This window comes from Parvibaculum sp., assembly GCF_030651915.1.
Classification (GTDB): Bacteria; Pseudomonadota; Alphaproteobacteria; order Parvibaculales; family Parvibaculaceae; genus Parvibaculum.
Genome location: NZ_JAUSBV010000007.1, coordinates 119,605 through 141,853, shown reverse-complemented (window position 1 = coordinate 141,853; position 22,249 = coordinate 119,605). Strand labels below are relative to the sequence as shown.

At 60.2% G+C, this 22,249-nt stretch carries 21 protein-coding genes; 8 read left to right on the top strand and 13 right to left on the bottom strand.

Going from position 1 to position 22,249, the window contains the following annotated elements:
- Positions 1-11: 11 nt before the first annotated feature.
- From Q7V31_RS11170 to Q7V31_RS11145, 6 genes are all read right to left on the bottom strand, one after another.
- Entirely contained in the window at positions 12-581 is a 570-nt protein-coding gene (locus Q7V31_RS11170) for a 3-phenylpropionate/cinnamic acid dioxygenase subunit beta (protein WP_304734285.1), read from the bottom strand.
- The gene (locus tag Q7V31_RS11165) at positions 581-1,960 is read right to left on the bottom strand and encodes an SRPBCC family protein (protein ID WP_304734284.1); all 1,380 of its coding nucleotides are present in this window, start codon (positions 1,958-1,960) and stop codon (positions 581-583) included. The genes Q7V31_RS11170 and Q7V31_RS11165 overlap by 1 nt, the downstream gene beginning before the upstream one ends.
- A gap of 75 nt (positions 1,961-2,035) precedes the next feature.
- Positions 2,036-2,788, bottom strand: a complete 753-nt coding sequence (locus Q7V31_RS11160) for a glucose 1-dehydrogenase (RefSeq protein ID WP_304734281.1) — start codon at positions 2,786-2,788, stop codon at positions 2,036-2,038.
- Between the two features lie 59 nt (positions 2,789-2,847).
- Positions 2,848-4,458 carry an acyl-CoA synthetase gene (locus Q7V31_RS11155; RefSeq protein WP_304734279.1) on the bottom strand — a complete coding sequence of 537 codons (1,611 nt, stop codon included), beginning with the start codon at positions 4,456-4,458 and terminating at the stop codon, positions 2,848-2,850.
- Positions 4,459-4,609: 151 nt separating this feature from the next.
- On the bottom strand, positions 4,610-5,002 hold the full coding sequence (locus Q7V31_RS11150; RefSeq protein ID WP_304734278.1) for a Zn-ribbon domain-containing OB-fold protein: 393 nt from the start codon (positions 5,000-5,002) through the stop codon (positions 4,610-4,612).
- Positions 4,999-6,174 (bottom strand): thiolase domain-containing protein, encoded by a 1,176-nt coding sequence (locus tag Q7V31_RS11145; RefSeq protein ID WP_304734277.1) that lies wholly within the window; start codon positions 6,172-6,174, stop codon positions 4,999-5,001. The genes Q7V31_RS11150 and Q7V31_RS11145 overlap by 4 nt, the downstream gene beginning before the upstream one ends.
- 146 nt (positions 6,175-6,320) lie before the next feature.
- On the opposite strand from Q7V31_RS11145, the gene Q7V31_RS11140 reads away from it, so the two are divergent.
- From Q7V31_RS11140 to Q7V31_RS11110, 7 genes are all read left to right on the top strand, one after another.
- Positions 6,321-7,067, top strand: coding sequence for an enoyl-CoA hydratase/isomerase family protein (locus tag Q7V31_RS11140; protein WP_304734276.1), 747 nt, complete (start codon positions 6,321-6,323; stop codon positions 7,065-7,067).
- A gap of 17 nt (positions 7,068-7,084) precedes the next feature.
- Positions 7,085-7,423, top strand: coding sequence for a hypothetical protein (locus Q7V31_RS11135; RefSeq protein ID WP_304734273.1), 339 nt, complete (start codon positions 7,085-7,087; stop codon positions 7,421-7,423).
- A gap of 67 nt (positions 7,424-7,490) precedes the next feature.
- Positions 7,491-8,654, top strand: a complete 1,164-nt coding sequence (locus Q7V31_RS11130; protein ID WP_304734271.1) for an acyl-CoA dehydrogenase family protein — start codon at positions 7,491-7,493, stop codon at positions 8,652-8,654.
- On the top strand, positions 8,651-9,883 hold the full coding sequence (locus tag Q7V31_RS11125; protein WP_304734270.1) for a CaiB/BaiF CoA-transferase family protein: 1,233 nt from the start codon (positions 8,651-8,653) through the stop codon (positions 9,881-9,883). The genes Q7V31_RS11130 and Q7V31_RS11125 overlap by 4 nt, the downstream gene beginning before the upstream one ends.
- 176 nt (positions 9,884-10,059) lie before the next feature.
- Entirely contained in the window at positions 10,060-11,634 is a 1,575-nt protein-coding gene (locus Q7V31_RS11120) for an AMP-binding protein (RefSeq protein ID WP_304734269.1), read from the top strand.
- An 18-nt stretch (positions 11,635-11,652) separates the two neighbouring features.
- Complete coding sequence (locus tag Q7V31_RS11115; protein ID WP_304734267.1) at positions 11,653-12,552, top strand: SDR family oxidoreductase; 900 nt, start codon at positions 11,653-11,655, stop codon at positions 12,550-12,552.
- A gap of 74 nt (positions 12,553-12,626) precedes the next feature.
- On the top strand, positions 12,627-13,757 hold the full coding sequence (locus tag Q7V31_RS11110; RefSeq protein WP_304734264.1) for an acyl-CoA dehydrogenase family protein: 1,131 nt from the start codon (positions 12,627-12,629) through the stop codon (positions 13,755-13,757).
- 75 nt (positions 13,758-13,832) lie between these two features.
- On the opposite strand, the gene Q7V31_RS11105 is transcribed toward Q7V31_RS11110, so the two are convergent.
- The 7 genes from Q7V31_RS11105 to Q7V31_RS11075 all read right to left on the bottom strand — a co-directional run bounded on the left by Q7V31_RS11105 (position 13,833) and on the right by Q7V31_RS11075 (position 21,527).
- On the bottom strand, positions 13,833-15,032 hold the full coding sequence (locus tag Q7V31_RS11105; RefSeq protein WP_304734263.1) for an acyl-CoA dehydrogenase family protein: 1,200 nt from the start codon (positions 15,030-15,032) through the stop codon (positions 13,833-13,835).
- Positions 15,033-15,123: 91 nt separating this feature from the next.
- Positions 15,124-16,311: an acyl-CoA dehydrogenase family protein gene (locus tag Q7V31_RS11100; RefSeq protein WP_304734262.1), complete on the bottom strand. Its 1,188-nt coding sequence runs from the start codon at positions 16,309-16,311 to the stop codon at positions 15,124-15,126.
- A gap of 107 nt (positions 16,312-16,418) precedes the next feature.
- Positions 16,419-17,504, bottom strand: a complete 1,086-nt coding sequence (locus tag Q7V31_RS11095; protein ID WP_304734260.1) for an acyl-CoA dehydrogenase family protein — start codon at positions 17,502-17,504, stop codon at positions 16,419-16,421.
- An 11-nt stretch (positions 17,505-17,515) separates the two neighbouring features.
- Positions 17,516-18,709, bottom strand: coding sequence for an acyl-CoA dehydrogenase family protein (locus tag Q7V31_RS11090; protein ID WP_293507220.1), 1,194 nt, complete (start codon positions 18,707-18,709; stop codon positions 17,516-17,518).
- 44 nt (positions 18,710-18,753) lie between these two features.
- Positions 18,754-19,170 (bottom strand): Zn-ribbon domain-containing OB-fold protein, encoded by a 417-nt coding sequence (locus Q7V31_RS11085; RefSeq protein WP_304734257.1) that lies wholly within the window; start codon positions 19,168-19,170, stop codon positions 18,754-18,756.
- 2 nt (positions 19,171-19,172) lie between these two features.
- Entirely contained in the window at positions 19,173-20,342 is a 1,170-nt protein-coding gene (locus Q7V31_RS11080; RefSeq protein ID WP_304734255.1) for a transporter, read from the bottom strand.
- A 90-nt stretch (positions 20,343-20,432) separates the two neighbouring features.
- A complete protein-coding gene (locus Q7V31_RS11075; protein WP_304734252.1) occupies positions 20,433-21,527 on the bottom strand; it encodes a zinc-binding dehydrogenase in 1,095 nt (364 codons plus the stop codon).
- A 146-nt stretch (positions 21,528-21,673) separates the two neighbouring features.
- On the opposite strand from Q7V31_RS11075, the gene Q7V31_RS11070 reads away from it, so the two are divergent.
- Entirely contained in the window at positions 21,674-22,243 is a 570-nt protein-coding gene (locus Q7V31_RS11070; protein ID WP_304734251.1) for a carboxymuconolactone decarboxylase family protein, read from the top strand.
- Positions 22,244-22,249 lie beyond the last annotated feature (6 nt).

Sequence of the window (22,249 nt, the reverse complement as noted above, 5' to 3'; positions counted from 1 at the left end):
TCCGCGCTCCGCTAAAAAATGTTGCTGAGGTTGGGCGAAAGCAGCACGGTCTGCTCCAGATAGATATGCCGCTTCGCCAATCGGAATTGCGAGCCGACCCGCCGCAAGACATCCTGCCTGCGTCCTCTCCAGCCGTCTTCCTCCGATTCAAGCCGTGTGCGGTAGAGATGGAAGTTGGCTTCGACGGTGATGTCGTCCCCGTGCATGGCGATCAGCCGCACATTGGTGACGAAATGCCGAGTGCGGGAAGGCGGGTCTTCCGACCACGCATAACCCACCGCCATTTTCCGCACCCGCGCGGTCAGCAGTTCCTTGTCATCGTCGAAGAACGCCATCTGGCCGATTTCGGTAAATTCGTTTTCGGTATCCTTGGCCGTCGTCGTGCGGCGGATCGGCATCCAGTAATGAATGTCGTCGGTCAGCAAATCCAGCCACTCGGCAAACCGGCGCTCGTCCAGAAGCGCTGCCTCCTCGTAGAGGAACTGCTCGACTTCGTATTGCAGCCGCACCTTCGCGTCGAGGCTTTCGGGCAACCCGTCGGGATTGCGAGTTCCGGCGTTGCTTTCGCTTGCGATCCGCATCAGATCCTCCCACGCGGTTCGGCCGCATGATTGGCGATCAGAGCCGGCCAGTCTTCCGCTTCCATCCAATCCGCCCAGGAGCGGTAGAGCCAAAGCTGGGCGTGCTCGTTGATGACCGTCTCGACGCGAGACTGACCGGAGGGGTCCACTTCCACCATGTCCTGCCCCTTGCCCATTGCGAAGTTCAGGGGGCGGCGGCTGCTCGTCATCGTTTCGCGGCAGGTGCGTGTGCTGTGATTCCAGTTTTCTCCATCGTCCTGCTCCAGCAGGCCCGCGGGGCCGAAGAAATGCGTGGCCATGCGGACCACTTTGCGCTTTTGCTCCTCCGGTGCATTCTTGTCGACGAAAGTGAACCACCAAAGCTCCGTGACCGCCGGGCCGCGGGGCACGCGAAGGCAAAGCTGCGTTCCGCCGGTCGATACCCAAAGGTTCGGAAAAATATTCGGGTGGCCGCGGGATTTTATCCCTACCGGGCCAAGCGTCTCGGCGGCGCTTTCCGTGAAGCGCCATGACTGTCCGGGCAAAGAGTCGAACACGGCTCTTCGTTCACTGTCAGAGAGAGCGGCGAGCGCCTCTTCTTCCGCCATCGTAATCTTCGGACCGCTCACCGCGTGCCCATATTCGCCGAGCATCACCATCTGATCGGCGGGATAAAGAAGTTTTTCGTCGAAGAAGCCCGAACGGATCGCCGAGGCATGACTGATCTTGGGATGATACCAGTCGAACAGGTTGTCGACCGCGAGCTTCCAGTTGCAACGAATGCGGTTCTTCTGAACCCCCGGCACCGCCACAAGCTCGCGATCAGTGCCCATGAGGTCGAGACCGAGCTTGCCAACCCAACCAAGATAATCGTCGAGATCGGGCGACTGCGGATCGAGCGTCGCAAAAACAAAGCCCTTGTAGCTCTGGACTTTTGCCGCTTTCGATATACCCCATTCCTCGCGCTTGAGGCCACCGCGATAGAACTCGTCAAGGCCCGGCACGCCGATCAGATCGCCGTTCAGGTCGAAATTCCACCCGTGATAGGCGCACATGAACGAGCGTGTCTTGCCCTGTTCGGCGCGGCAGACTGTGTTTCCGCGATGCGGGCAGGTGTTTATCAGCACCTGGATAACGCCTTCCCGGTCGCGAACGGCGATCACCTGATCCTCGCCGATGTAGTTCATGAAGAAGCTGCCGACTTCCGGCAACTGGGACTCATGACACATGAAATTCCAGGCACGCCCGAAGATACGCTTCAGCTCATCCTTGTAGATCGCCTCATCGGTGAAAATCTTGCGGTCGACCAGACCGTGCTCGACGTCGATGAAATCAGACGGCGATCGGGCTTTTTCGACTGCCCGCAGGCCGGTTTCCTCGCGCCATTTCTCGTTCTTCATCAAACTCCCTCCCCGTTTCAGCGACAAACCCGCCTCGACATTCAATGAATTCAGAGTCCATCGCGTCGCAATGCATCACATGGTCGTGTAGCCTCCGTCGACGACAACCTCGGAGCCGGTCATGTAGGACGACTCGTCGGATGCCAAAAACAGGACCGCATAGGAAACCTCGACCGGTTCGGCGGGCCTGCCAATAAGCGTGGCGCTCAGGACCTGTTTGGCGACATCCGCATCGCCGAGAAGATCCTTTGTCATATTCGTGCGAATGATTCCCGGATGCACGGAATTCACGCGAATCTTGAAAGGCGCATAGTCCACAGCCGTCGATTTCGTCAGCAAACGAACGGCGCCCTTCGATGCCTGATACGCCGCCGTGGCGGGCGCACCGATCAGTCCGTAGATCGAGGAAATATTGACGATCGAGCCGCCACCGGCCGCCTTCATCGCGGGCAATATGTATTTTGTGCCATAGAATACGCTTTTAACATTGACGTCGAGAACACGTGCGAAGTCTTCATTCGAGGTATCCTGCACAGCAGAAAAAACGAGGATGCCGGCATTGTTCACGAGGATGTCGACGCGTCCGAAAGTGGACATAGCCTGCTGTGAAATCCGCTCCCAATCCGACACGCTCGACACATCGTGCCTGAAGAATCGTGCCTGCCCACCGTGATCGTTGATCTCCTCGACCACGGCGTTGCCGCCCTTCTCGTCCATGTCGGTCACGATCAGCGTTGCGCCTTCGCGCGCAAGCAGCAAGGCGTGGGAACGCCCCATGCCATTGGCGCCGCCCGTCACAAAGGCGATTTTCCCGTCTACCCGTCCCATGTAGTCCTCCCGTTGCGGATGCCGCGCGCCGTCTCCGGCACCGTCACTCAAATCGTCGTCTAGGCAATCCCAAGCTCGCGTTTCGCGAAATCGGTAACGCCCTTGTAGTCGGCCTTGCCGTTCGGCGCGCGAAGAGGTGCGACGCCCACCAGAATGCGCTTGGGCGTTTTGTAACCGGCGAGGTGCGAGCGGACGTGCTTGCGCAAATCCTCTTCGTCAAACTTCGCGCCGGTCGCCAGCATAACGATGCCGGTGACGGCCTGACCCCATTTCTGATCGGGCACGCCGACGACAAGCGCATCCTCGACGGCGGGATGTGTCTTCAGAACTTCCTCGATCTCCTCCGGGTAGACCTTCTCGCCCGCCGTGTTGATGCAGACGCTGCCGCGTCCCAGCAATGTCAGGCTCCCGTCCTTTTCCACAACGCACCAATCGCCGGGAATGGAATAGCGGGCCCCGGCGATGGTCTTGAAGGTCTTGGCGGTCTTTTCCGGATCCTTGTAATAACCAACGGGAATCGGGCCCCCCATGGCGATGATGCCCGGCTTGCCGCTGCCGGGTTCGACCGGCTGATCGTTTTCATCGAACACGCGGCACCGGCCGCCGATCTGGAACTTGGCGGTCTTGACCTCGCCGGCGCTGGTCATGATCGAACTGCCGAAACCGAGCCCCTCCGAGGCGCCGAAGGAATCCATCAGAATGACATTGGGTAAATGTCTGAGCAGACCGCGCTTCACTTCCGTGCTCCACATAACGCCGGAAGAAACGATCGAGACGACGCTGGCCAGGTTGTATTTTCCGGGCGCCTCGTCGAGCGCCGCCAGCATCGGCCGGGCGAAAGCGTCACCGACGATCGCCAGAGAATTGACGCCACGGCGCGAAACCGCGGACCAGAGTTCATGCGCGTCGAGAGTGGGGCTCTCCAGCGTGACGATGCAGCCGCCGCTCATCATATTACCGATAGCCGTAATGAAGCCGGTGCCGTGCATCAGCGGGCAGGCAGGCATCGACTTGGGGCCAGGACCGGAAGTCTTGATAAATTCGACCAGTTCGGGGAGCGTCTCCGGAATCGGACCCAATGCGCGAAGCGTGGTGAGTTGAGCCTCCCGCATGTCGTCGTGACGCCACATCACGCCTTTGGGCATGCCCGTCGTGCCGCCCGTATAGATGAACAGCAGATCGTCCGGCGAACGCTCGATGTCAAGCGGCGCGCCATCTCCGCCGGTGACGACCTTTTCGTAATTTTCCGCGAAGGGGGCAGAGGATCCGTCTTCGTTCACCTCGATGAAAGTGGCGACTTTCGTCAGCCGGTCCTTCAGTTCGACGATGATGTCCCGGAACTCGGAACCGTACACGACCGTTTGCGCGTCGGAGTCATTGAAGATGTAAAAAACTTCGTCCGCCTTGTAGCGGTAGTTGATGTTGACATGGACAAGACGGCTCTTGAAGCAGGCCGCCATGGTCTCGACATATTCGGGCCGGTTTCGCATATAGAACGCGACCTTGTCGCCGGGTCTGGCGCCGCGCGCGATCAGCGCGCGCCCGAGATTGTTGGATCTCCGAGTCGTTTCCCCCCATGTGATCACCCGATCGCCATGAATAAGGGCGGGCGCATCCGGCGGCAAAACCGGCGCGATACTGTCAAGAATATCACCGAAATTCCACGTCATATAATCCTCCCTGAAAAATCCGCTCCTCGCGGGTCGGCTTCTTGCAATCGAGCCGTTCCGTCCTTAACCGTCCCTGTCTCAACCGGCCCGTTGCCGAATGTTCCGGCGAGGGATCGAGCCCGCCGGAATGCCGGTCAACGAAAACGCCGCATCATGCGGACGTGAACACCGGCAGCGCGTATCCGTCACCGGCCTCGGAGAATTTAACCCTGACTTTCTGTCCAATCCGAATCCTGTCGATTTCGCAGTCGACGATATTCGTGAGCATCGTGACCCCTTCGTCGAGCGTAACATAGGCGATGACATAAGGCGGCTTGGCTTGCCGCGTGACCGAATAGCTGTAGATCACGCCATTGCCCGATGCCTCGACAAACGCCGTGTCATCCGAGAAGCAATGCGGGCAAATAGTCCGCGGATAGTGGTGCGCCTTGCCGCAGGCGTTGCAGGTCCGGATCAGGAGCTGCCCCTTGGCAGCGCCTTCCCAGTAGGGCTTGCTCTCGGAATTGACTACAAGGTTAATCTTGCTTTTCTGGTCGGTGCTCATGCGTCTTCACTCCCGAGAACAACGGTTGCGCTGCCCATACGCGATCCCAGAAGCCCGCCGGTTCCATGCGCCAGTGCAATATCGCAATTGCGAACCTGAACCTTCGGATGAGCCTCACCGCGAACCTGGCGGACTGCTTCAAGAACCTTGGTCATGCCACCGCGATTGCCCGGGTGATTGTTGCACAATCCTCCGCCATCCGTGTTGAAGGGCAACTTGCCGACGCCGGAAATCAAGTTGCCGTCCGAGACGAACTTCCCGCCCTCACCTTTTTTGCAAAAACCCAGATCTTCGAGCGTTTCCAGCACTGTAATGGTGAAGGAATCGTAGATAGAGGCGTATTTAATGTCGGTGGGCGTGACGCCGGCTTCAGCGAAAGCTTTGGGCCCGCTCCAACACGCGCCGGAATAGGTCAGATCGACCTGGCCCGCCGCGAGATGCTTGGGCGCCTCACCGGCGCCGAGAACCTTGACGCGGGTACGCTTCAGCGACTTCGCCACTTCCGGGCTCACCATCACAATGCCGCCGCCACCGTCGGTGATGACGCAACAGTCGAGCCTGTGCAACGGATCGGCAATCATCGGTGAATTGACAACATCCTCCACGGTCACAACGTCGTGGAGCCTGGCTTGTTCATTGTGCTGGGCGTGGTGGGATGCGGCGACCTTGATCCATGCGAGCTGCTCGCTGGTGGTGCCGTATTCGTACATATGCCGCATCGCACACATGGCGTACATATTTGTGACGTTGGGGCCATAAGGCATTTCGAACGGAAAGTCCGGCGCTTGCTGGTTGTAGTAACGGACGGGCTTGCCTTCTTTCGCATCGGCAACCGGCCGGCCGGCCAGCGTGATCAGCGCCACATTGCAATGCCCCGCAGCGATGGCCTGCGCGGCGTGATTGACATGGACGATGTAGGAAGACCCGCCGGTCTCCGTGCTGTCCATATGACGCACATTATTGAGACCCATATATTCGATCATGTTGATCGGGCCCAACCCGGGCGCGTCGCCAGCGCAGAAATATGCGTCAACATCGTCCTTTGAAAGACCTGCGTCCGCCAGCGCGCCCTTCGCGATCTCGGCGTGAAGTTGCGGCAGTGTCTTGTCCAGCGCCGCGCGGCACGGATGCTCGTAGATGCCGACTATGTAGGATTTTCCGTTGATACCCATCCCTATTCCCTTATCATGATTTCCCTATTGCTTAGCGCATTCATGAGGGAAACGTCCAGCCCGTCCACGAAAGGCGGAAGCGGCGGTTACGGCCGATCGGAAGAACAGGTCGAGCGAGCGAGGGAAGGAGAAACGGATTGGGGACGGTGAAGATTGAAAACGCGGGCGGCGTCAGGACCATCACGCTTGCACGCGCCGACAAGCGCAATGCCCTTGACGGAGGAATGCTCGAGGGCCTGACCGCCGCCTTTCGGAAGACGCCGGCCGAGGAAGAACGCGTCACCGTTATTCGCGCCGAAGGCTCCGTGTTCTGTTCTGGCCTCGATTTGCGCGTGCGAGACGCGGGAACGCTCGGGGCGGTATCCATCGAAACGATGCTGCACGCGATCGAGACCTATCCCTTGCCCGTGGTCGCAGTCGTTCAGGGCGATGCGATCGCAGGCGGCAATGAACTTGCGCTGCACTGCGATTTTGTCATCGCCAGCACGGACGCACGATTTGGCATGTCGCTCGCCAATATCGGCCTCGCCCCCACCTGGTTCTTGGCGAAGAAAATTCTCGAAGTCGCCGGGCCGGTCGGTGCGCGGGAAATGCTGTTGCTGGGCGACCTGCTGACCGCGCACCGGATGTACGAACTCGGACTGATAGCCCGAATCGCGCCTGCCGCCGGACTGGAGGAAGAGGCCTCGAAGATCGTCTCCCGACTGGCCGCCAATGCGCCTCTTTCCTTACGGGCCATGAAGGCGGTGCTGGTGCGCGCCATGACTTTCCGCGATGGCATACCGCATGAGGATATAGACCGGCTTGTGCGCGCCGCGGGAGACAGTGCCGACACGCGGGAGGGCATTACCGCCCTCCTCGAGCGCCGGACGGCGGTTTTCAAAGGCCAATAGAAAAGGCGACAAGACTCATGTCCGTTCGAATGAAAAAAGCCTGGCAGGAACTTACGGCCGCCAACGTCGCGGCGCTCGGCGGCGAGCTTGGCATCTACCAGATCGCCGACGAAAATGAACATGTCTTCCGCATCGGTTTCGCAGGCGGGCGTTCCCTTTTCGGGTTGCGGGGTGAACTCCTCAAGGCGCTGGAAGAACATCGCGGCCGCCGCACTTTCTTCCGCGTCGAAATAAATTGCCAATACATGAGCCGTTACGAGGAACTTCTGATGGTCCATATGGCCGACTACGGATCGCTGCCGGCGGGAAACGCCTTGGAAGGCAACCGCAAAATCGGCCGGCTGAGCATTGGCTGAGGGATCCGAAACGACGCGAGAAAGTACAAGGCCGCGAAGGCCGGACGACAGCAAGGGAAGGAAGATCATGGATTTTGCCATGACGGACGAGCAGCGGCTCATCGTCGAACAGGTACGGCGCTTCGTGCGCGAGGAAGTCGCTCCCCTTGAAGACAAGCTCGATCCCGACGAGAGTCGGCTCGGTCCCGACGATTACGCGCGCCTCGTCGCGAAGGTGAAGGACATGGGCCTGCACGGCCTCGGCGTTCCTCCCGAATACGGCGGCCCAGACATCGATACCGTCACCATGACGCTGATCGCGATCGAGATTTCGCAGCATCGCGCAGGCCTATATTCGCCCTGCTACGGAAGTTTCGGCGGCGCCGGGCTCGCCCACCTTTACGAGGCGAGCGAGGATCTGAAAAAGCGTTATCTCTATCCGACGCTGAATGGCGAGAAACACGGCTTTTTCGGACTGACCGAACCGTCCGGCGGCTCCGATCCGGCGCGCGCCATACAAACCCGGGCTGTCAAGGACGGCGATGACTGGGTCATCAACGGCGCGAAGATTTTCATCTCCGGCGCGGACAAGGCAGAATACGGCATCGTTTTCGCACGGACCGATGCGGGCAAGGGCCGCAACGGCATTACCTGCTTCATCGTCGATACGGACACGCCCGGGTTTCACGTCCGCCGCGTCGTCCACACGCTTCGATCCGCCTATTATGCGACGGAGCTTCAGTTCGAGAACATGCATGTGCCATCAGCGAATGTGCTGGGCGAGGTGAACAAGGGATTCGCAATCGCCAACGACCGGCTGAGCCGACAGCGCATTCCTTATGCGGCCAGTTGCATAGGCATCGCCATCAAGGCGCAAGCAATGTGCGTCGAGTACGCCAAACTGCGCGAGACTTTCGGGGCGCCTCTCGCCACACGGCAGGCCGTGCAATGGATGGTGGTGGATAACGAAATCGACATACGCACCGCCAGGTGGGCAACGCTGGACGCCGCCTGCAAGGCGGATCGCGGCGAGCCCTTCCGCACCGAGGCCGCGATGGCAAAACTTCTCTCCACGGAAGGCGCCAGCCGCGTCGTCGATCGCGCCATCCAGATTCACGGCGGCTACGGCGTCACCAAGGATCTGCCGCTGGAGCGCTGGTACCGCGAGATGCGGATCCGGCGCATCGGCGAAGGGCCGAGCGAGGTGCAGCGCCTGGTCATGGCTCGCGATCTTTTCGGCGCATCGCTATGACGACGGCGGACCCGGCCATGGACGACGATGAAGCGAGACCGCAGCCGCTGCAAGGCGTGAAGGTGATCGATCTGGGTCAGGTCTATCAGGGTCCCTACGCCGCCTTCCTGATGGCGAAAGCCGGAGCCGATGTCATAAAGGTTGAGCCGCTCCACGGCGAGCCGGTGCGAATACGCGAGGCGCTGGGCGGCGGGGCGTCGCTGCCGATGGCCATGCTCAATTCCAACAAGCGCGCCATCACGCTCAATCTGAAGAGCCCGCGGGGATGCGACCTTCTCAAGGCTCTCGTCAGCCGCAGCGACGTCCTGATCGAGAATTACGCTCCGGGTGTCATGGACCGCCTCGGCGTGGGCGCGAAAACGCTGTTCGAGGTCAATCCGCGCCTCGTATACGCCTCGGCGACGGGCTACGGCCTGTCAGGGCCGGAACGGGACAGCCTCGCCATGGACCTTACCGTTCAGGCGGCATCCGGCATCATGAGCGTGACGGGATTTCCGGACGGACCGCCCCTGAAAGCCGGCCCCGCGGTCGCCGATTTCATTTCCGGCACCCATCTTTACGGTGCGATCATGACGGCGCTGTTCGAACGCGAACGGACGGGTCGCGGCCGTATGGTAGAGGTAGCGATGATCGAAACCATCTATCCGGCGCTTGCCTCCAACCTCGGCATGATCCAGTCCGATCCAGGGCCGCCGCCGCCGCGCACCGGCAACCGGCATGGCGGCCTCGCGATCTCGCCCTACAACGTCTACCCCTGCAGGGACGGACATGTCGCGATCATTTGCCTGGTCGAAGCCCACTGGACGAACCTGCTCAAGGCCATGGGGCGCGGGGAACTGAAGGACGATCCGCGCTTCATCGACAACGCCGCCCGCGTCACGCATATGGACGAGACGGACGCCGTCGTCGAGGAATGGACGAGAAACCTGACGCGCGCCGAGATTTTCGAGGCATCGCGCGCGTATCGCCTGCCCACCGCGCCGGTGCGCAATCTCGTCGAAGTGATGAACAGCCCGCACATGCACGAACGCGGCATGCTGCAATGGATCGACCACTACAGTCTGGGACACATCGTGGTACCGAACAGCCCCTTGCGGTATCACGGCACGCCGCAGATGATGGGCGCCTCCAACGCGACGCTCGGCGAGCATAATCGCGAAATTTACGGCGGCGTGCTGGGGCTCAGCGACAGCGAAATCGACGCCCTGGTGGCCGGCGGCATCATCTGACGTCGAGGCAAGCTGATCTTTCGCATCAACGCGCGGGAGATTTCACGGCTGCTTTCAGACCATCGACAGCATCCCGCAAAACATTATAATGGTTTAAAAAGCCAATCGGATGATTGAACCATCCGAAGCTGGCCTCTCGTGCCGGCAACCGGGGATGAGCGCTTCAGGGAGGAACCATGACAGCCGCGTCAAGCCTGTCGTTCGAGAATGCCGCATCGAAGGGAATGATCGTCGCCTGGCACGCAGCCCAGGCGCCGGATCGGCTCGCGGTTTCATCCGAAAAAGGCAATCGCAGTTTTTCAGAGTTGAATGCACAGGCCAACCGGCTCGTCGGGGCGTTGCGGGGCGCCGGCCTCCAATCCGGCGACGGTGTAGCGCTTCTTTGCATCAACCGTCCCGAATTCGTCGAGACTGTCATGGCCTGTCAACGTGCCGGCTTCCGGATGACCCCCGTCAACTGGCATCTCACGCCAGCGGAAGTCGCCTATATCGTGGACAATTGCGAGGCGAAGGCTTTTATCGCGGATATATGGCTTGCATCCTCGGCGACGCAGGCCGCCACTGCGGCATCCGGTCTGCGCATCAAGCTCGCCGTGGGTGGACCAATCGAGGGTTTTGCCTCTTACGACACGCTGGTCGCGCGCGAGTCCGGCGCGAATATCGACGATCCCATCATCGGCAGCCAGATGCTCTATACGTCGGGCACGACCGGTCATCCGAAGGGCGTCTACCGGGGCAGCGCGCCGACGGCCTCGTCGCTTTTCAGCAAGATGATCGAGACGGCGCGGTTCAACAACGCCACGGACCTGGCGGTTGTGACGGGGCCGCTCTATCACGCTGCGCCGCTGTCCCTCAATCTCCTGCTTCCGCTCTCGGCCGGCGTCGGCGCGATACTGATGGACAAGTGGGATGCGGAGGAAATGCTTCGGCTGGTCGATAGGCATCGCATCACGCATACGCATGTCGTGCCGACCATGCTTCACCGCATTCTCCTTCTTCCGCCGGAGGTCCGGGCCAAATACGACATCTCGACGCTGAGGTGGATCCTCCACGGGGCGGCACCCTGCCCCGTGCATGTGAAGCGGGAGACGATCGAGTGGCTCGGTCCGGTTGTCTTCGAGTATTACGGCGCGACGGAAGGCGGTGGCGTCTTTATTCATCCGGACGAATGGCTGGAAAAGCCAGGTTCGGTGGGCAGGCCGACGGAGGGTGTCGTTCTGCAGATTCAGAACGAGAACGGCAAGGAATTGCCGCGGTGCGAGATCGGCACCGTCTATTTCAAGGCGCCGGAAACCGGCCGGTTCGAGTATTTCAAGGCACCGGAAAAAACCGCGAGTGTCTATCGAGGCGATTTCTTCACCATGGGCGACATGGGCTATGTCGATGAGGACGGATTCCTGTTCCTGACCGGCCGCAGCGCCGAGGTCATTATTTCCGGCGGCGTCAACATCTATCCCGCCGAGATCGACCAGGAGATCCTTCAGCACCCCTCTGTCAAGGACGTGGCCACGGTCGGCGTGCCCAACAAGGAATGGGGCGAAGAAGTGAAGGCGGTCGTTCAGCTCAATGAAGGTTACGAGCCGGGCGAGGCGCTGGCCAAGGACATACTCGATTTCGTCGCGACGCGGCTGGCGGCCTATAAACGCCCCCGGTCCGTCGATTTCGCGGATGATCTGCCGCGGCTGACGACGGGCAAGATCGTGCGGCGGACGGTTCGCGACAGATACTGGCAAGGCGAAAAGAAAATATAACGGGACGGGAGAAAGCTGATGGCTGGATTGTGCAAGGACCGCGTCGTCATCGTGACGGGCGGCGCCAGAGGTATCGGGCGGGAGCATTGCCTGGAATTCGCGCGTCAGGGCGCCAAGGTGGTGGTGAACGATCTCGGGGGCGAGCGGACAGGCGAGGGCCGCTCGAGCGAACCCGCCGAGGCGCTGGCGAAGGAAATCCGGGCCATGGGGGGCGAGGCGGTCGCCAATGGCGATGACGTGTCCGACTGGGACGGCGCCAAACGGATGGTCGATCAGGCGATCTCGACCTTTGGCGGCCTCGACGTGCTCGTCAGCAATGCCGGCATTTTGCGCGACCGCATGCTGACCAACATGACGATCGACGAATGGGATGCGGTCATCAAGGTTCATCTGAGAGGCACGTTTTGCCCGGCCCACCATGCCGCGAACTACTGGCGGGCGCAGGTAAAGGCCGGCAAGACGGTCGACGCCCGCATCATCAACACAACCTCCGTTTCGGGCCTGCTGGGCAATCAGGGACAATGCAATTATGGCGCGGCCAAGGCGGGCATTGCCGCTTTCACGATCACGTCGGCGATGGAGCTTGCGCGCTACGGCATCACCGTGAATGCGATCTCGCCGGGCGCGCTTACCCGGATGACGGAAGACCTCGGCTATGCCGTGGCGGTGCCCGAGGGTGAGTGGAACCCTCGCGATCCGGCCAACATTGCGCCTATCGTCGTCTGGCTCGGAAGCAGTGAGTCGAAAGACGTAACCGGCCAGGTCTTCGAATCCACGGGCGGGCGGCTGACGGTCTTCGAGCGCTGGCACCGCGGGCCGGCCATTAACCCGAAGCGCCGTTTCGATCCGGCCGAGCTTGGTCCGGTTGTCAATGACCTCCTCAGCAAGACGAGACCGCCGGACGCGATCAGCGGCTGACGGCGATACCAGCAACCATATCGAACCGGGCCGTCAGGCCAAAGACAAACACCAAGCAAGGATGAATACCGACAATGGATTTTTCGTTCAGCGAGGAGCAGACCCTGCTGCGCAATTCGGTGCAGAGCCTGCTCGCCGACAAATATGACTTCGACACACGCCGCAAGATCGTGAAGTCGGCCGAAGGCTGGTCGCCGGCCATGTGGAAGCAGTTCGCCGAGCTCGGCCTTCTGGCCGCGCCCTTCTCGGAAGAGCTTGGCGGCCTTGGCGGCGGAGCGATCGAGACCATGATCCTCATGGAGGAGTTCGGCCGTCACCTTGTCGTCGAGCCTTTCGTCGAGACGGTCGTCCTCGCCGGTGGCTTCCTCCGCGAAGGCGGCTCGAAGGCGCAAGCCGAGGCGCACATTCCCGGCATCGTCGACGGCTCGACGGTCTGGGCCTTCGCCTATGCCGAGCCGCAGGGCCGCTACAACCTCGCCGATCTCGTTACCACGGCGAAGAAGGACGGCGCCGGCTACGTCATCAACGGCTACAAGGCGGTCGTCATCGCGGCACCCTGGGCCCAGAAGCTCATCGTCACCGCCCGCACGTCCGGCGGCCAGCCCGACCGCGACGGTGTCTCGGTCTTCATCGTCGATAAAAACGCCGCTGGTGTTTCGACACGCGACTATCCGACGGTCGATGGCCGCCGCGCCTCGGAGATCACCTTCGAGAACGTCAAGGTCGGCCCTGACGCGCTGATAGGCACCGAAGGCAAGGGTCTCGCCCTCGTCGAGAAGGTGACCGATCAGGCGATCGCGGCACTTTCGGCCGAAGCGGTCGGCTGCATGGGCGAATTGAACAAGGCGACGGTCGAGTACTGCAAGACGCGCAAGCAGTTCGGCGTGCCGATCGGCAAGTTCCAGGTGCTGCAGCACCGCATGGTCGACATGTTCATGGCTTATGAGCAGTCCGTGTCGATGACCTATATGGTCAATCTCAAGCTTTCCGAGAGCGAATCCGAACGCGTGAAGGCGGCGGCGGGCGCCAAGGTGCAGATCGGCAAGGCCGGCCGCTTCGTCGGCCAGCAGGCCGTGCAGCTTCACGGCGGCATGGGCATGACCGACGAGCTCAATGTCGGTCACTACTTCAAGCGCCTGACGATGATCGACACCCAGTTCGGCAATGTCGACCACCAGCTCAGGCGCTACTCGCAGGCCGCCTGAGCCCGAAGGATTGGCGGACTGACATAAAAAAGGGCCGCATCCCGGATGCGGCCCTTCGCATGTCCGGATGGTCCGTCAAAGTCCCAGGACGGCCTTTGCGATGACATTGCGCTGGATTTCGTTCGAACCGCCATAAATCGAAGCGGCGCGACCGAAATTATAGGCGCTTGTCACGCTCACCGCATAGGCGGGCCCGACGGGTGCTTCATTGGCGATTCCAGTCAAATGTTCCCTCTGGAATGGCATGGCGTAGAAGGCGGCGGCTTCGACGGCAAGCTCCGACAACGCTTGCTGAACTTCGGTCCCTACAATCTTCAAGGTCGAGGAAGAGGGGCCAGCGGGACGGCCCGCCACCTCCTCCGCAACGATCCTCAGATTGGTATATTCGAGACCCGTGAGCTTCACCTCGATTTCGGAGAGCCTCGTCATGAATGCCGGTTCGTCCGCCAGCGCCGCGCCATCGCCAAGCCTTTCCTGTCTCGCGATTTTCCTGAGGTGCGCGATCTTGCGCTTGGACTCGGGAACACCTGCAATGCCAGTGCGCTCGTTGACGAGCAAGAACTTGGCGTAGGTCCAGCCCTTGTTTTCATCGCCGATGCGGTTCGTCACCGGTACCTTGACATCAGTGAAAAAAACTTCGTTCAAGTGATGCAGGCCGTCGATGGAAATGATCGGCTTCACCTCGATGCCGGGCGTCTTCATGTCGATCAGAAGGAACGAGATGCCTTCCTGCTGTTTGGCGGTCTCATCCGTTCGCACGAGACAGAATATCCAATCGGCTTCATGGGCATAGGAAGTCCAGATTTTCTGGCCGTTGACTATATAATGGTCGCCTTGACGCACAGCCCTGGTCTTCAGCGAAGCCAGATCCGATCCGGATCCCGGCTCCGAATAACCTTGGCACCACCAGACATCGCCGGTAAGAATGCCCGCCAGATGCTGCTTTTTCTGCGCTTCGTTGCCGAAGGTGTAGATCACCGGCCCCACCATGGACAGGCCGAATGGAGAAAGCCGCGGTGCATTGGCGAACGCCATTTCCTCGTTGAAAAGGAACTTCTGCATCGGCGTCCATCCGGTGCCGCCATACTGCCTGGGCCAATTGACCGCTACCCAGCCTTTCTCGTGGAGGTCCTTCTGCCAGCGCCTGAGCGCACCGCGCTCGCCAGACGCGCCCACTGTGTCTCTCTCCGCGAGTTCCCTGGGCAGGTTTTCCGAAATAAATCGACGGACTTCCACGCGGAAGGCTTCGTCCTCTTTCGTAAGCTCGACATCCATCTACTGACCTTTCGCGGCAACGATCCGGGTGTTTACATTTTCATTATAATGAATTTATCCGAACGGGCAAAAACCGAATTGTCCACCGCTTTCAAAGATTAAGGATCACCCTGGCGATGACGTCGCGTTGAATCTCATTCGATCCACCATAGATGCTCGCGGCGCGGCCGTAGCCGTAATCCGCCCACACGTTCCTGGCATGGGCAGGGCCTATACCCCGTGCGTTGACGTCGCCAGGCGGGGCTCCTTGCTCGAACGGTTCGATATAATAGCCGACGGCTTCGACGGCAAGTTCGCCCAAAGCCTGCTGAACCTCGCTACCGACGATCTTCAGCAGGGACGATTGCGGTCCGGCCGCCGCATCGGCGAGAATCCGCAGATTCATGTATTCGAGACTGGTGAGCTTGACTTCTATCCCAGCGAGTTTGCGCTGGAACGCGGTATCGTCCATCAGCGCCTCCCCATCCGCGTTCCGCTCCGCTCGTGCTATCGCCCTGATATGCGCAGCCTTCTTCTTGGACTCGGAGACGCCGCCGATACTCGTTCTTTCATGGACAAGCAGGTACTTGGCGTAGGTCCAACCCTTGTTTTCCTCGCCTATGAGATTTTGTACCGGCACCTTGACGTCGGTAAAAAACACTTCGTTGAGATGGTGCAGACCGGCGATCGAGATAATCGGACGCACTTCGATACCGGGTGTCCTCATGTCGATGAGCAGGAAGGAAATCCCTTCCTGCCGCTTGGCGCTCTGTTCGGTGCGCACCAAACAGAAAATCCAGTCGGCCTCATGCGCATAGGACGTCCATATTTTCTGGCCGTTGACGACGTAATGATCGCCGTCGCGCACCGCCATCGTTTTAAGCGAAGCGAGATCGGAACCGGCGCCCGGTTCGGAATAGCCCTGGCACCACCAGACATCGCCCGAAAGTATGCCCTGCAAGTGGCGGCTCTTCTGTTCGGCGTTGCCGAAGGTGTAGATGATCGGGCCAACCATGGTCAGCCCGAAAGGCATCAAACGCGGTGCATTGGCTCTGGCGATTTCCTCGTTGAATATAAACCGCTGCGTCGCGTTCCATCCCGTGCCGCCATACTCCTCGGGCCAGGCGGGCGCGGCCCAGCCCTTTTCGTAAAGCGTCTTGTGCCAGCGCTTGACCACGCTTTTGTCGGTCATCACACCCAGGGTCGGCGAATCCGCACATTCCGGCGGAAGATTCGCCGCGATAAACCCGCGAACCTCGTCGCGAAATGCCTCATCCTCCGGTGTGAAGTCGATATTCATGCGTATCTTCTTATTGCCGGGCCGGTGGAAATATTCCCGCGCCGCTGTGCGTCGCGGCAACACGCATCGACAGCTGGATCTATGCTTCCCAATATCCTGGTCGCGATCTAGGCAGCCCAGCCCTGCAAGCGCGCGGCTTCAAGACGAACCAACTCCGGCCCGCCCAGCAACTGCCGGTCGAGCCCAATCCGCTTGAACCAGTAATGCAGGCCCAGCAAATCGGTGAAGCCCATGCCGCCATGAACCTCCGTTGCGGTGCGCGCGACGAAGCGGCCCACTTCCGACAGGTGGCTCTTGGCATGACATGCCATGAGGCGCGCGTCGCCGGGCACTTCATCCAGCGCATGGGCCGCATACCACACCAGCGAACGCGATGGTTCGAGAGCGGCCGCCATCTCGGCGCAGAGGTGCTTCACGGCCTGAAACGACCCGATCACACGGCCGAACTGCTTGCGCTCTCCCGCATAAGCCACCGCCTTTTCGAGCATCATCTGACCCGCGCCGAGAGTGTCGGCTGCAAGCATGACCCTGCCGGCATCTATCATCCGCGCTACCGCGTCGGCGCTGGATCGTGGCAAGGGCTCGGCCGCAACCCGATCGAAGACAAGCTCGCCAACCGATCGGGTCTTGTCGATGGTGTTGAGCGCCCGCCGCGACAACCCCTTCGCATCGGGCAGAACGAGATGGAGTCCATGGTCGCTGTCGGCCACGATGTAGAAATCGGCCTCAGCCCAGTCGATCACGAAGAGGGACTTGCCCGTGAGCTTTCCATTCAGGGCTTTCACGCCCGCATCTTCGCGGATGCCGATTTTTTCCGTGATGGCCACGCCTGCGACAATCTCACCCGCAGCGATCTTCGGAAGCCACTTTTCCTGTTGAGCCTCGCTGCCGGCGAGCATCAGCGCGAGCGGCGCCATGACGGTGGTCCCGAGAAAGGGCAGAGGCGCCACATGCCGTCCGATCATCTCGTAAACGATCGCCGCATCGAGAAACCCCAGACCCATGCCGCCAAAATCTTCCGGGATCAGCATTCCGGGGATGCCCAGCTCGCTGGCGCCCGCCCACAGGGACCGCTGAACGGTATGCGTGTTTCCGGCGGCAAGGCGCACCTTGTCGAGCGGCGCATTCTGTTCGAGAAAACGGCGGACGCTGTCCTGCAACAGGCGCTGCTCTTCCGACAATGCAAATTCCATCGGATGAATTCCTATTTTGCCAGCTTCGGTTCGCGCGGCATACCGAGCCCACGTTCCGAAATAATGTTTTTCTGAATCTGCGCCGTGCCGCCGCCGATGATGAGCCCAAGCTGAAACATGTACCCCCACTGCCACGAGCCGTGACTGCGCAGATAGGGGCTGTCGTCGTAAAGAACGCCAAACTCTCCCATGACGTCGATCGCGAGCGCCGATATTTGATGGGTAAGTTCGCAGGATTGAAGCTTCACGATCAGACGCGCCAAGCCGGGGTCCTCACCCCTGCTCGCGCTGGTCAGCAGCCGGAGCCCATTGAACTTCATGGCGGCAAGTTCCGCCTGAAGCCTTATCAGGCGGTCCCGGAAAATCGGATTGTCGATGGCCCGCTGCCCGTCGACGGTCTCCTCGCGCATCAGATCGACAAGGGCCTGGAACCTTGTTTCCATGGCGGCCGGATCGCCCAGCATTCCGCGCTCGTATTTCAGCGTTGCGTTGGCGACGAGCCATCCCTGCCCGCGCTGGCCGACGATCTGCGTCTTCGGTACGCGCACATCCGTGAAGAAGACTTCATTGAATTCGGCATGGCCCGTCATGGTAGTGAGCGGACGGACTTCGATTCCCGGCGTCTTCATCGAGAAGATCAGATAAGAAATGCCTTCATGCTTGGGTTTATCAGGCTCCGTGCGTACCAGACAGAAAATCATGTCCGCCTCGTGCGCGGTGCTGGTCCATATCTTCTGGCCGTTGATGACGAAATCGTCGCCATCTTCAGTCGCCTTGGTCTGAAGGCTGGCGAGGTCTGAACCTGAACCCGGCTCGGAATATCCCTGGCACCAGACCACCTCGCCGCGAAGCGTCGGCTTCACCCATTTTTTCTTTTGCTCCTCGGTGCCAAGTTCCAGAAGCGTCGGCACCAGCATGGAGATACCCTGGTTCTGCAACGCAGAAGGTACACGAGCGCTGGAAAATTCCTCCGCGATGATACGCGATTCCAGAATGTCCGGCTTGGCGCCATAGCCGCCATAGTCTTTCGGAATCGTCCGCGCCGCATAGCCGTGCTGGATCAACAGTTGCTGCCAGGAACAGGCTTCAGGAGACGGACGCCCGGCGGCGCCAAGGCCCCTCGGCGCCTGATCCTTGTGTTTTGTCAGGAACGCCCTGACCTCTTCCCGGAAAGCCTCGTATTTGGGGCCGTATGCTAGATCCATTCCAGATCTCCGATGCGTCGATGGCGATTGGCTCTACTTTTATTTCAGGCAGGCTTGAAACACGGAAGCTTGAATCCGTCGCCGATGTCCTTGAAGACAAGGGTCACAGGCATGTCGAGTTTCACCGCCTCCGGGTCGCAGTCAAGCAAGCGCGTCGCCATGCGGACGCCTTCGTCCAATTCCACGACCGCAGCTATATAGGGCACGTCGCGGGCGAAAGCCGGATGAAAGGGCTGGTAGGTCACCGTCCAGGAAAAAATGCGGCCGCGCCCGCTGCTCGGCTTCCACTCGTAATTCGGCGAGCTACATTTTGCGCACATGTAACGCGGCAGGAACCGCCATGTATCGCAATAGCTGCATTGTTGAAAACGCAGGACGCCGTCCTGGCAAAGCTTCCAGAATTCCGCGTCGACCGGATCGACAGTCGCGGGCTGAGGATATTTCGGTTGCTGAATTTCCATTTTTACCTCCTCAAAATCGCGAGGCTGCCATCGCCCAGATCACCCCATCCGGTCACGAGTCCGATTTCAGCGTCCGGAATTTGCCGCTTGCCCGCATCTCCGCGCAATTGGCGTGTCGCCTCAAGTACATGATTGAGGCCCCACACATGCGCCTCGCTCAAAAGACCGCCATGCGTATTGAGCGGAAAATTGCCGCCGAGTTCGATCTGTCCATCCTTGACGAAATCGAGTGCGCCGCCCGGCTCGAAATAGCCCAGGGCTTCGAGTTGCAGTAGCACGACATAGGTGAAGCAGTCATAGACCTGCAGAAAGTCCATGTCCTTCGGCGTCACACCGGCCATGGCGAAAGCGCGCGGCGCGGCATAGCTCAAACCGATCTTGAAGGGGTCCGGCCGCGACGGAATATCGTCGGCAGGATAAGGATGGCCCTCGGCCGCGCCGGAGATATAGACTGGCCTGTGAGGCAAGTCCTTCGCCCGCTCGGCGCTCGTCACCACGACGGCGCAGGCCCCATCCGTTTCGAGACAGCAATCGAATAAACGGAACGGGGAGGACACCATGCGCGACCGCATGTAGTCATCCATCGTCATCGGTTGGCCGCAGGTCAGGGCGCGGTCGTTGAGCTGGGCATGCTTGCGGCACGCCATCGCGATCCAACCCGTCGCCTCGGGGCTGACGTTGTAAAGTTTCGAGTGCCGCGTCGCGAGCCAGGCATACATCTGCACCGGCAACAGAACGCCATAGGGAAGATAGTAACCCCGGATGGTCGAAGTCAGCGTGTTCATATTCATCGGCCGGCTTGGCGGCACCCCCGCCTTGGGACGCAGCGCCGAATAGCCGTTCCAGCCGAGCGTGACCAGCACGTTGTCGCAGACGCCGGAGGCCACGGCCATGGCGGCATTCTGCAACGCCGTGGTCGGGCTCGCGCCTCCCATGTTGACCGTCGAGGCATATCGCAGCACATCGACGCCGAGGTTGGCGGCCAATTCCTCCGACGTTGTATAGACGGGCGGCGGCACCATGCCGTCAATGTCCCTAGGCTTCAGCCCCGCATCCGCGATGGCCCGCCTGGCGGCATCGAGCATCATGGCCACGGCCGTCTGGTCCGATCCCTTTACATAACTGGTCTCGCCGATCCCGACGATCGCGGCCTTGTCGCTGAAATTCTTCACGAATCTGCCCTCATCATCCTTGTTCCCCGCACGCGGCTTTTTCGATGAGCGGCCGCCGGCCTTCCATTTGAAAAATATCCTGTGGACTGATCAAGTCACCGGAATGAGACATGAATGGACGGATTCCTGTCCCTCGATCTGGCGCGCCAGCGTCTTGATCGCCAGTTCAGCTTCCTCAAGCTCGAAATTATGAGTATGCATGAGTTCAAGAGGATATTTGCGGCGCTCGATCATCTCGATCGCCTTCTTGTATCCCGACGACGTAACGCCGATTGCGCCTTTGATGGTGATTTCCTTCATGACGATAAGGTCGGACACGAAGTCGGAGACAGGCTTAAATCCCTTGACGCCGGCAAGGACGACCGTTCCGCCCATACGTACACAATCCAGCGCATCACGAACCGGCTGAGTCGCGTAGGACGTGACTTCAACGATGACGTCCGCGCCCTTTCCGTTTGTCAGCGCCCGCACGCGATCGACAACATTTTCGTTCTGCACATCGATGATGTGATCGGCGCCAAGAGCGAGCGCCATCTGGAGCTTGTTTGAATCGGCCGCAAGTCCTGTGACTATGATCTTTCCCGCGCCGGCTTCACGCGCGGCAACGACGCTCGCGAGCCCGCGCTGTCCGGGCCCAAAAATCAAAACGGTATCGCCAACCTGCGTCTGCGGAATCTCCACCGCCCAGCGAAAGCCTGCGCCCAGCGGATTGAACATGACCGCCAGCTCCGCCGGAAGGTTCTTGTCCATCTTGTGAAGGATCGTGTTGGGCGCGAGATACATATATTGCGAATAGGCGCCCCAGAGACCCGGCGCCTCCGTAAGCGGAATATATGAGTAGATCTGGCGGCGGTCGCAGAGGTGATAATGTCCGCCGACACAGGTGTCGCAGCAATGGCATGACAACATCGTCTCGATGGCGACCCGGTCGCCGACATCGACACCCCAGCGCCTGGCAGCCTTGTCGCCGATCGCCTCGATGATTCCGAGAGGTTCATGCCCCGGAATCACCGGCATCGGAGTCCGCAAGGCCCCTTCGTATTGTTCGTAATCGCTGCCGCAAATGCCGCAAGCTTCGATACGGAGGATAGCGCTGTCGTCGGCGATCTGGGGGATGGGCAAATCGCGGGCTTCGAGTTTGCGCGGAGCCGTCTGCACCATCGCCATCGATTTTTTCGGCAACATTTTCAACTCCCCGTTTCGTGTCGGCACCGACAATGCGTCGATAACACATATATATTTTTTAATGCCTGTATGTGTTATACAGGTTCAAAAGCAAGATGCGAAGACCTAAACTTCCGGCTTCGCCAAATTTGGGAGGATTAAAAATAATGGCTGACGAAACACCCAGGGTTCCCCTGCTGTCTGTGGCGGATGCGGCAGCCGCGGCAGCGAAAGCCGGCATATCCGAACAAATGGCGCCACTCAGCGTCTTCCGGGTTTTGCTCCGACATCCCGATGTAGCGCGCGAGCTTGCTTCGACGCTGACCACCCTGCTTTTCCAAGGCAACAAGCTCGATGCGAGACTGCGGGAACTCATCATCATGCGCATCGGCTGGAAAACGAAATCACTCTATGAATGGACACAGCATTGGCGGGTCGCCCGTATGCTGGACATTCCGGAAGCGGATCTGGTCGCGACGCGGGACTGGAAAAATGCCTCCTGCCTGTCCGACGCCGACCGCGCCATTCTCGCCGCGACCGACGAGACGCTCGACGGCGGCATGATTTCGGACGCCACCTGGGCCGCATGTGCCGCGCACCTGAAAACGGCCGAAGAACGTATCGAACTGGTTGTCGCCATCGGCAACTGGACGCTTTTCTCGCAACTGCTCAAGAGCCTGAAAATCCCGCTTGAGGATGGCGTCGTCGCCTGGCCGCCGGATGGCAAGAAGCCTTGAGCGCAG

What these genes read in the sequence shown, in the direction of transcription:
- Q7V31_RS11170 (WP_304734285.1), bottom strand. Translation starts at nt 581, where the DNA reads ATGCGGATCGCAAGCGAAAGCAACGCCGGAACTCGCAATCCCGACGGG.
- Q7V31_RS11165 (WP_304734284.1), bottom strand. Translation starts at nt 1,960, where the DNA reads ATGAAGAACGAGAAATGGCGCGAGGAAACCGGCCTGCGGGCAGTCGAA.
- Q7V31_RS11160 (WP_304734281.1), bottom strand. Translation starts at nt 2,788, where the DNA reads ATGGGACGGGTAGACGGGAAAATCGCCTTTGTGACGGGCGGCGCCAAT.
- Q7V31_RS11155 (WP_304734279.1), bottom strand. Translation starts at nt 4,458, where the DNA reads ATGACGTGGAATTTCGGTGATATTCTTGACAGTATCGCGCCGGTTTTG.
- Q7V31_RS11150 (WP_304734278.1), bottom strand. Translation starts at nt 5,002, where the DNA reads ATGAGCACCGACCAGAAAAGCAAGATTAACCTTGTAGTCAATTCCGAG.
- Q7V31_RS11145 (WP_304734277.1), bottom strand. Translation starts at nt 6,174, where the DNA reads ATGGGTATCAACGGAAAATCCTACATAGTCGGCATCTACGAGCATCCG.
- Q7V31_RS11135 (WP_304734273.1), top strand. Translation starts at nt 7,085, where the DNA reads ATGTCCGTTCGAATGAAAAAAGCCTGGCAGGAACTTACGGCCGCCAAC.
- Q7V31_RS11130 (WP_304734271.1), top strand. Translation starts at nt 7,491, where the DNA reads ATGGATTTTGCCATGACGGACGAGCAGCGGCTCATCGTCGAACAGGTA.
- Q7V31_RS11125 (WP_304734270.1), top strand. Translation starts at nt 8,651, where the DNA reads ATGACGACGGCGGACCCGGCCATGGACGACGATGAAGCGAGACCGCAG.
- Q7V31_RS11120 (WP_304734269.1), top strand. Translation starts at nt 10,060, where the DNA reads ATGACAGCCGCGTCAAGCCTGTCGTTCGAGAATGCCGCATCGAAGGGA.
- Q7V31_RS11115 (WP_304734267.1), top strand. Translation starts at nt 11,653, where the DNA reads ATGGCTGGATTGTGCAAGGACCGCGTCGTCATCGTGACGGGCGGCGCC.
- Q7V31_RS11110 (WP_304734264.1), top strand. Translation starts at nt 12,627, where the DNA reads ATGGATTTTTCGTTCAGCGAGGAGCAGACCCTGCTGCGCAATTCGGTG.
- Q7V31_RS11105 (WP_304734263.1), bottom strand. Translation starts at nt 15,032, where the DNA reads ATGGATGTCGAGCTTACGAAAGAGGACGAAGCCTTCCGCGTGGAAGTC.
- Q7V31_RS11100 (WP_304734262.1), bottom strand. Translation starts at nt 16,311, where the DNA reads ATGAATATCGACTTCACACCGGAGGATGAGGCATTTCGCGACGAGGTT.
- Q7V31_RS11095 (WP_304734260.1), bottom strand. Translation starts at nt 17,504, where the DNA reads ATGGAATTTGCATTGTCGGAAGAGCAGCGCCTGTTGCAGGACAGCGTC.
- Q7V31_RS11090 (WP_293507220.1), bottom strand. Translation starts at nt 18,709, where the DNA reads ATGGATCTAGCATACGGCCCCAAATACGAGGCTTTCCGGGAAGAGGTC.
- Q7V31_RS11085 (WP_304734257.1), bottom strand. Translation starts at nt 19,170, where the DNA reads ATGGAAATTCAGCAACCGAAATATCCTCAGCCCGCGACTGTCGATCCG.
- Q7V31_RS11075 (WP_304734252.1), bottom strand. Translation starts at nt 21,527, where the DNA reads ATGTTGCCGAAAAAATCGATGGCGATGGTGCAGACGGCTCCGCGCAAA.
- Q7V31_RS11070 (WP_304734251.1), top strand. Translation starts at nt 21,674, where the DNA reads ATGGCTGACGAAACACCCAGGGTTCCCCTGCTGTCTGTGGCGGATGCG.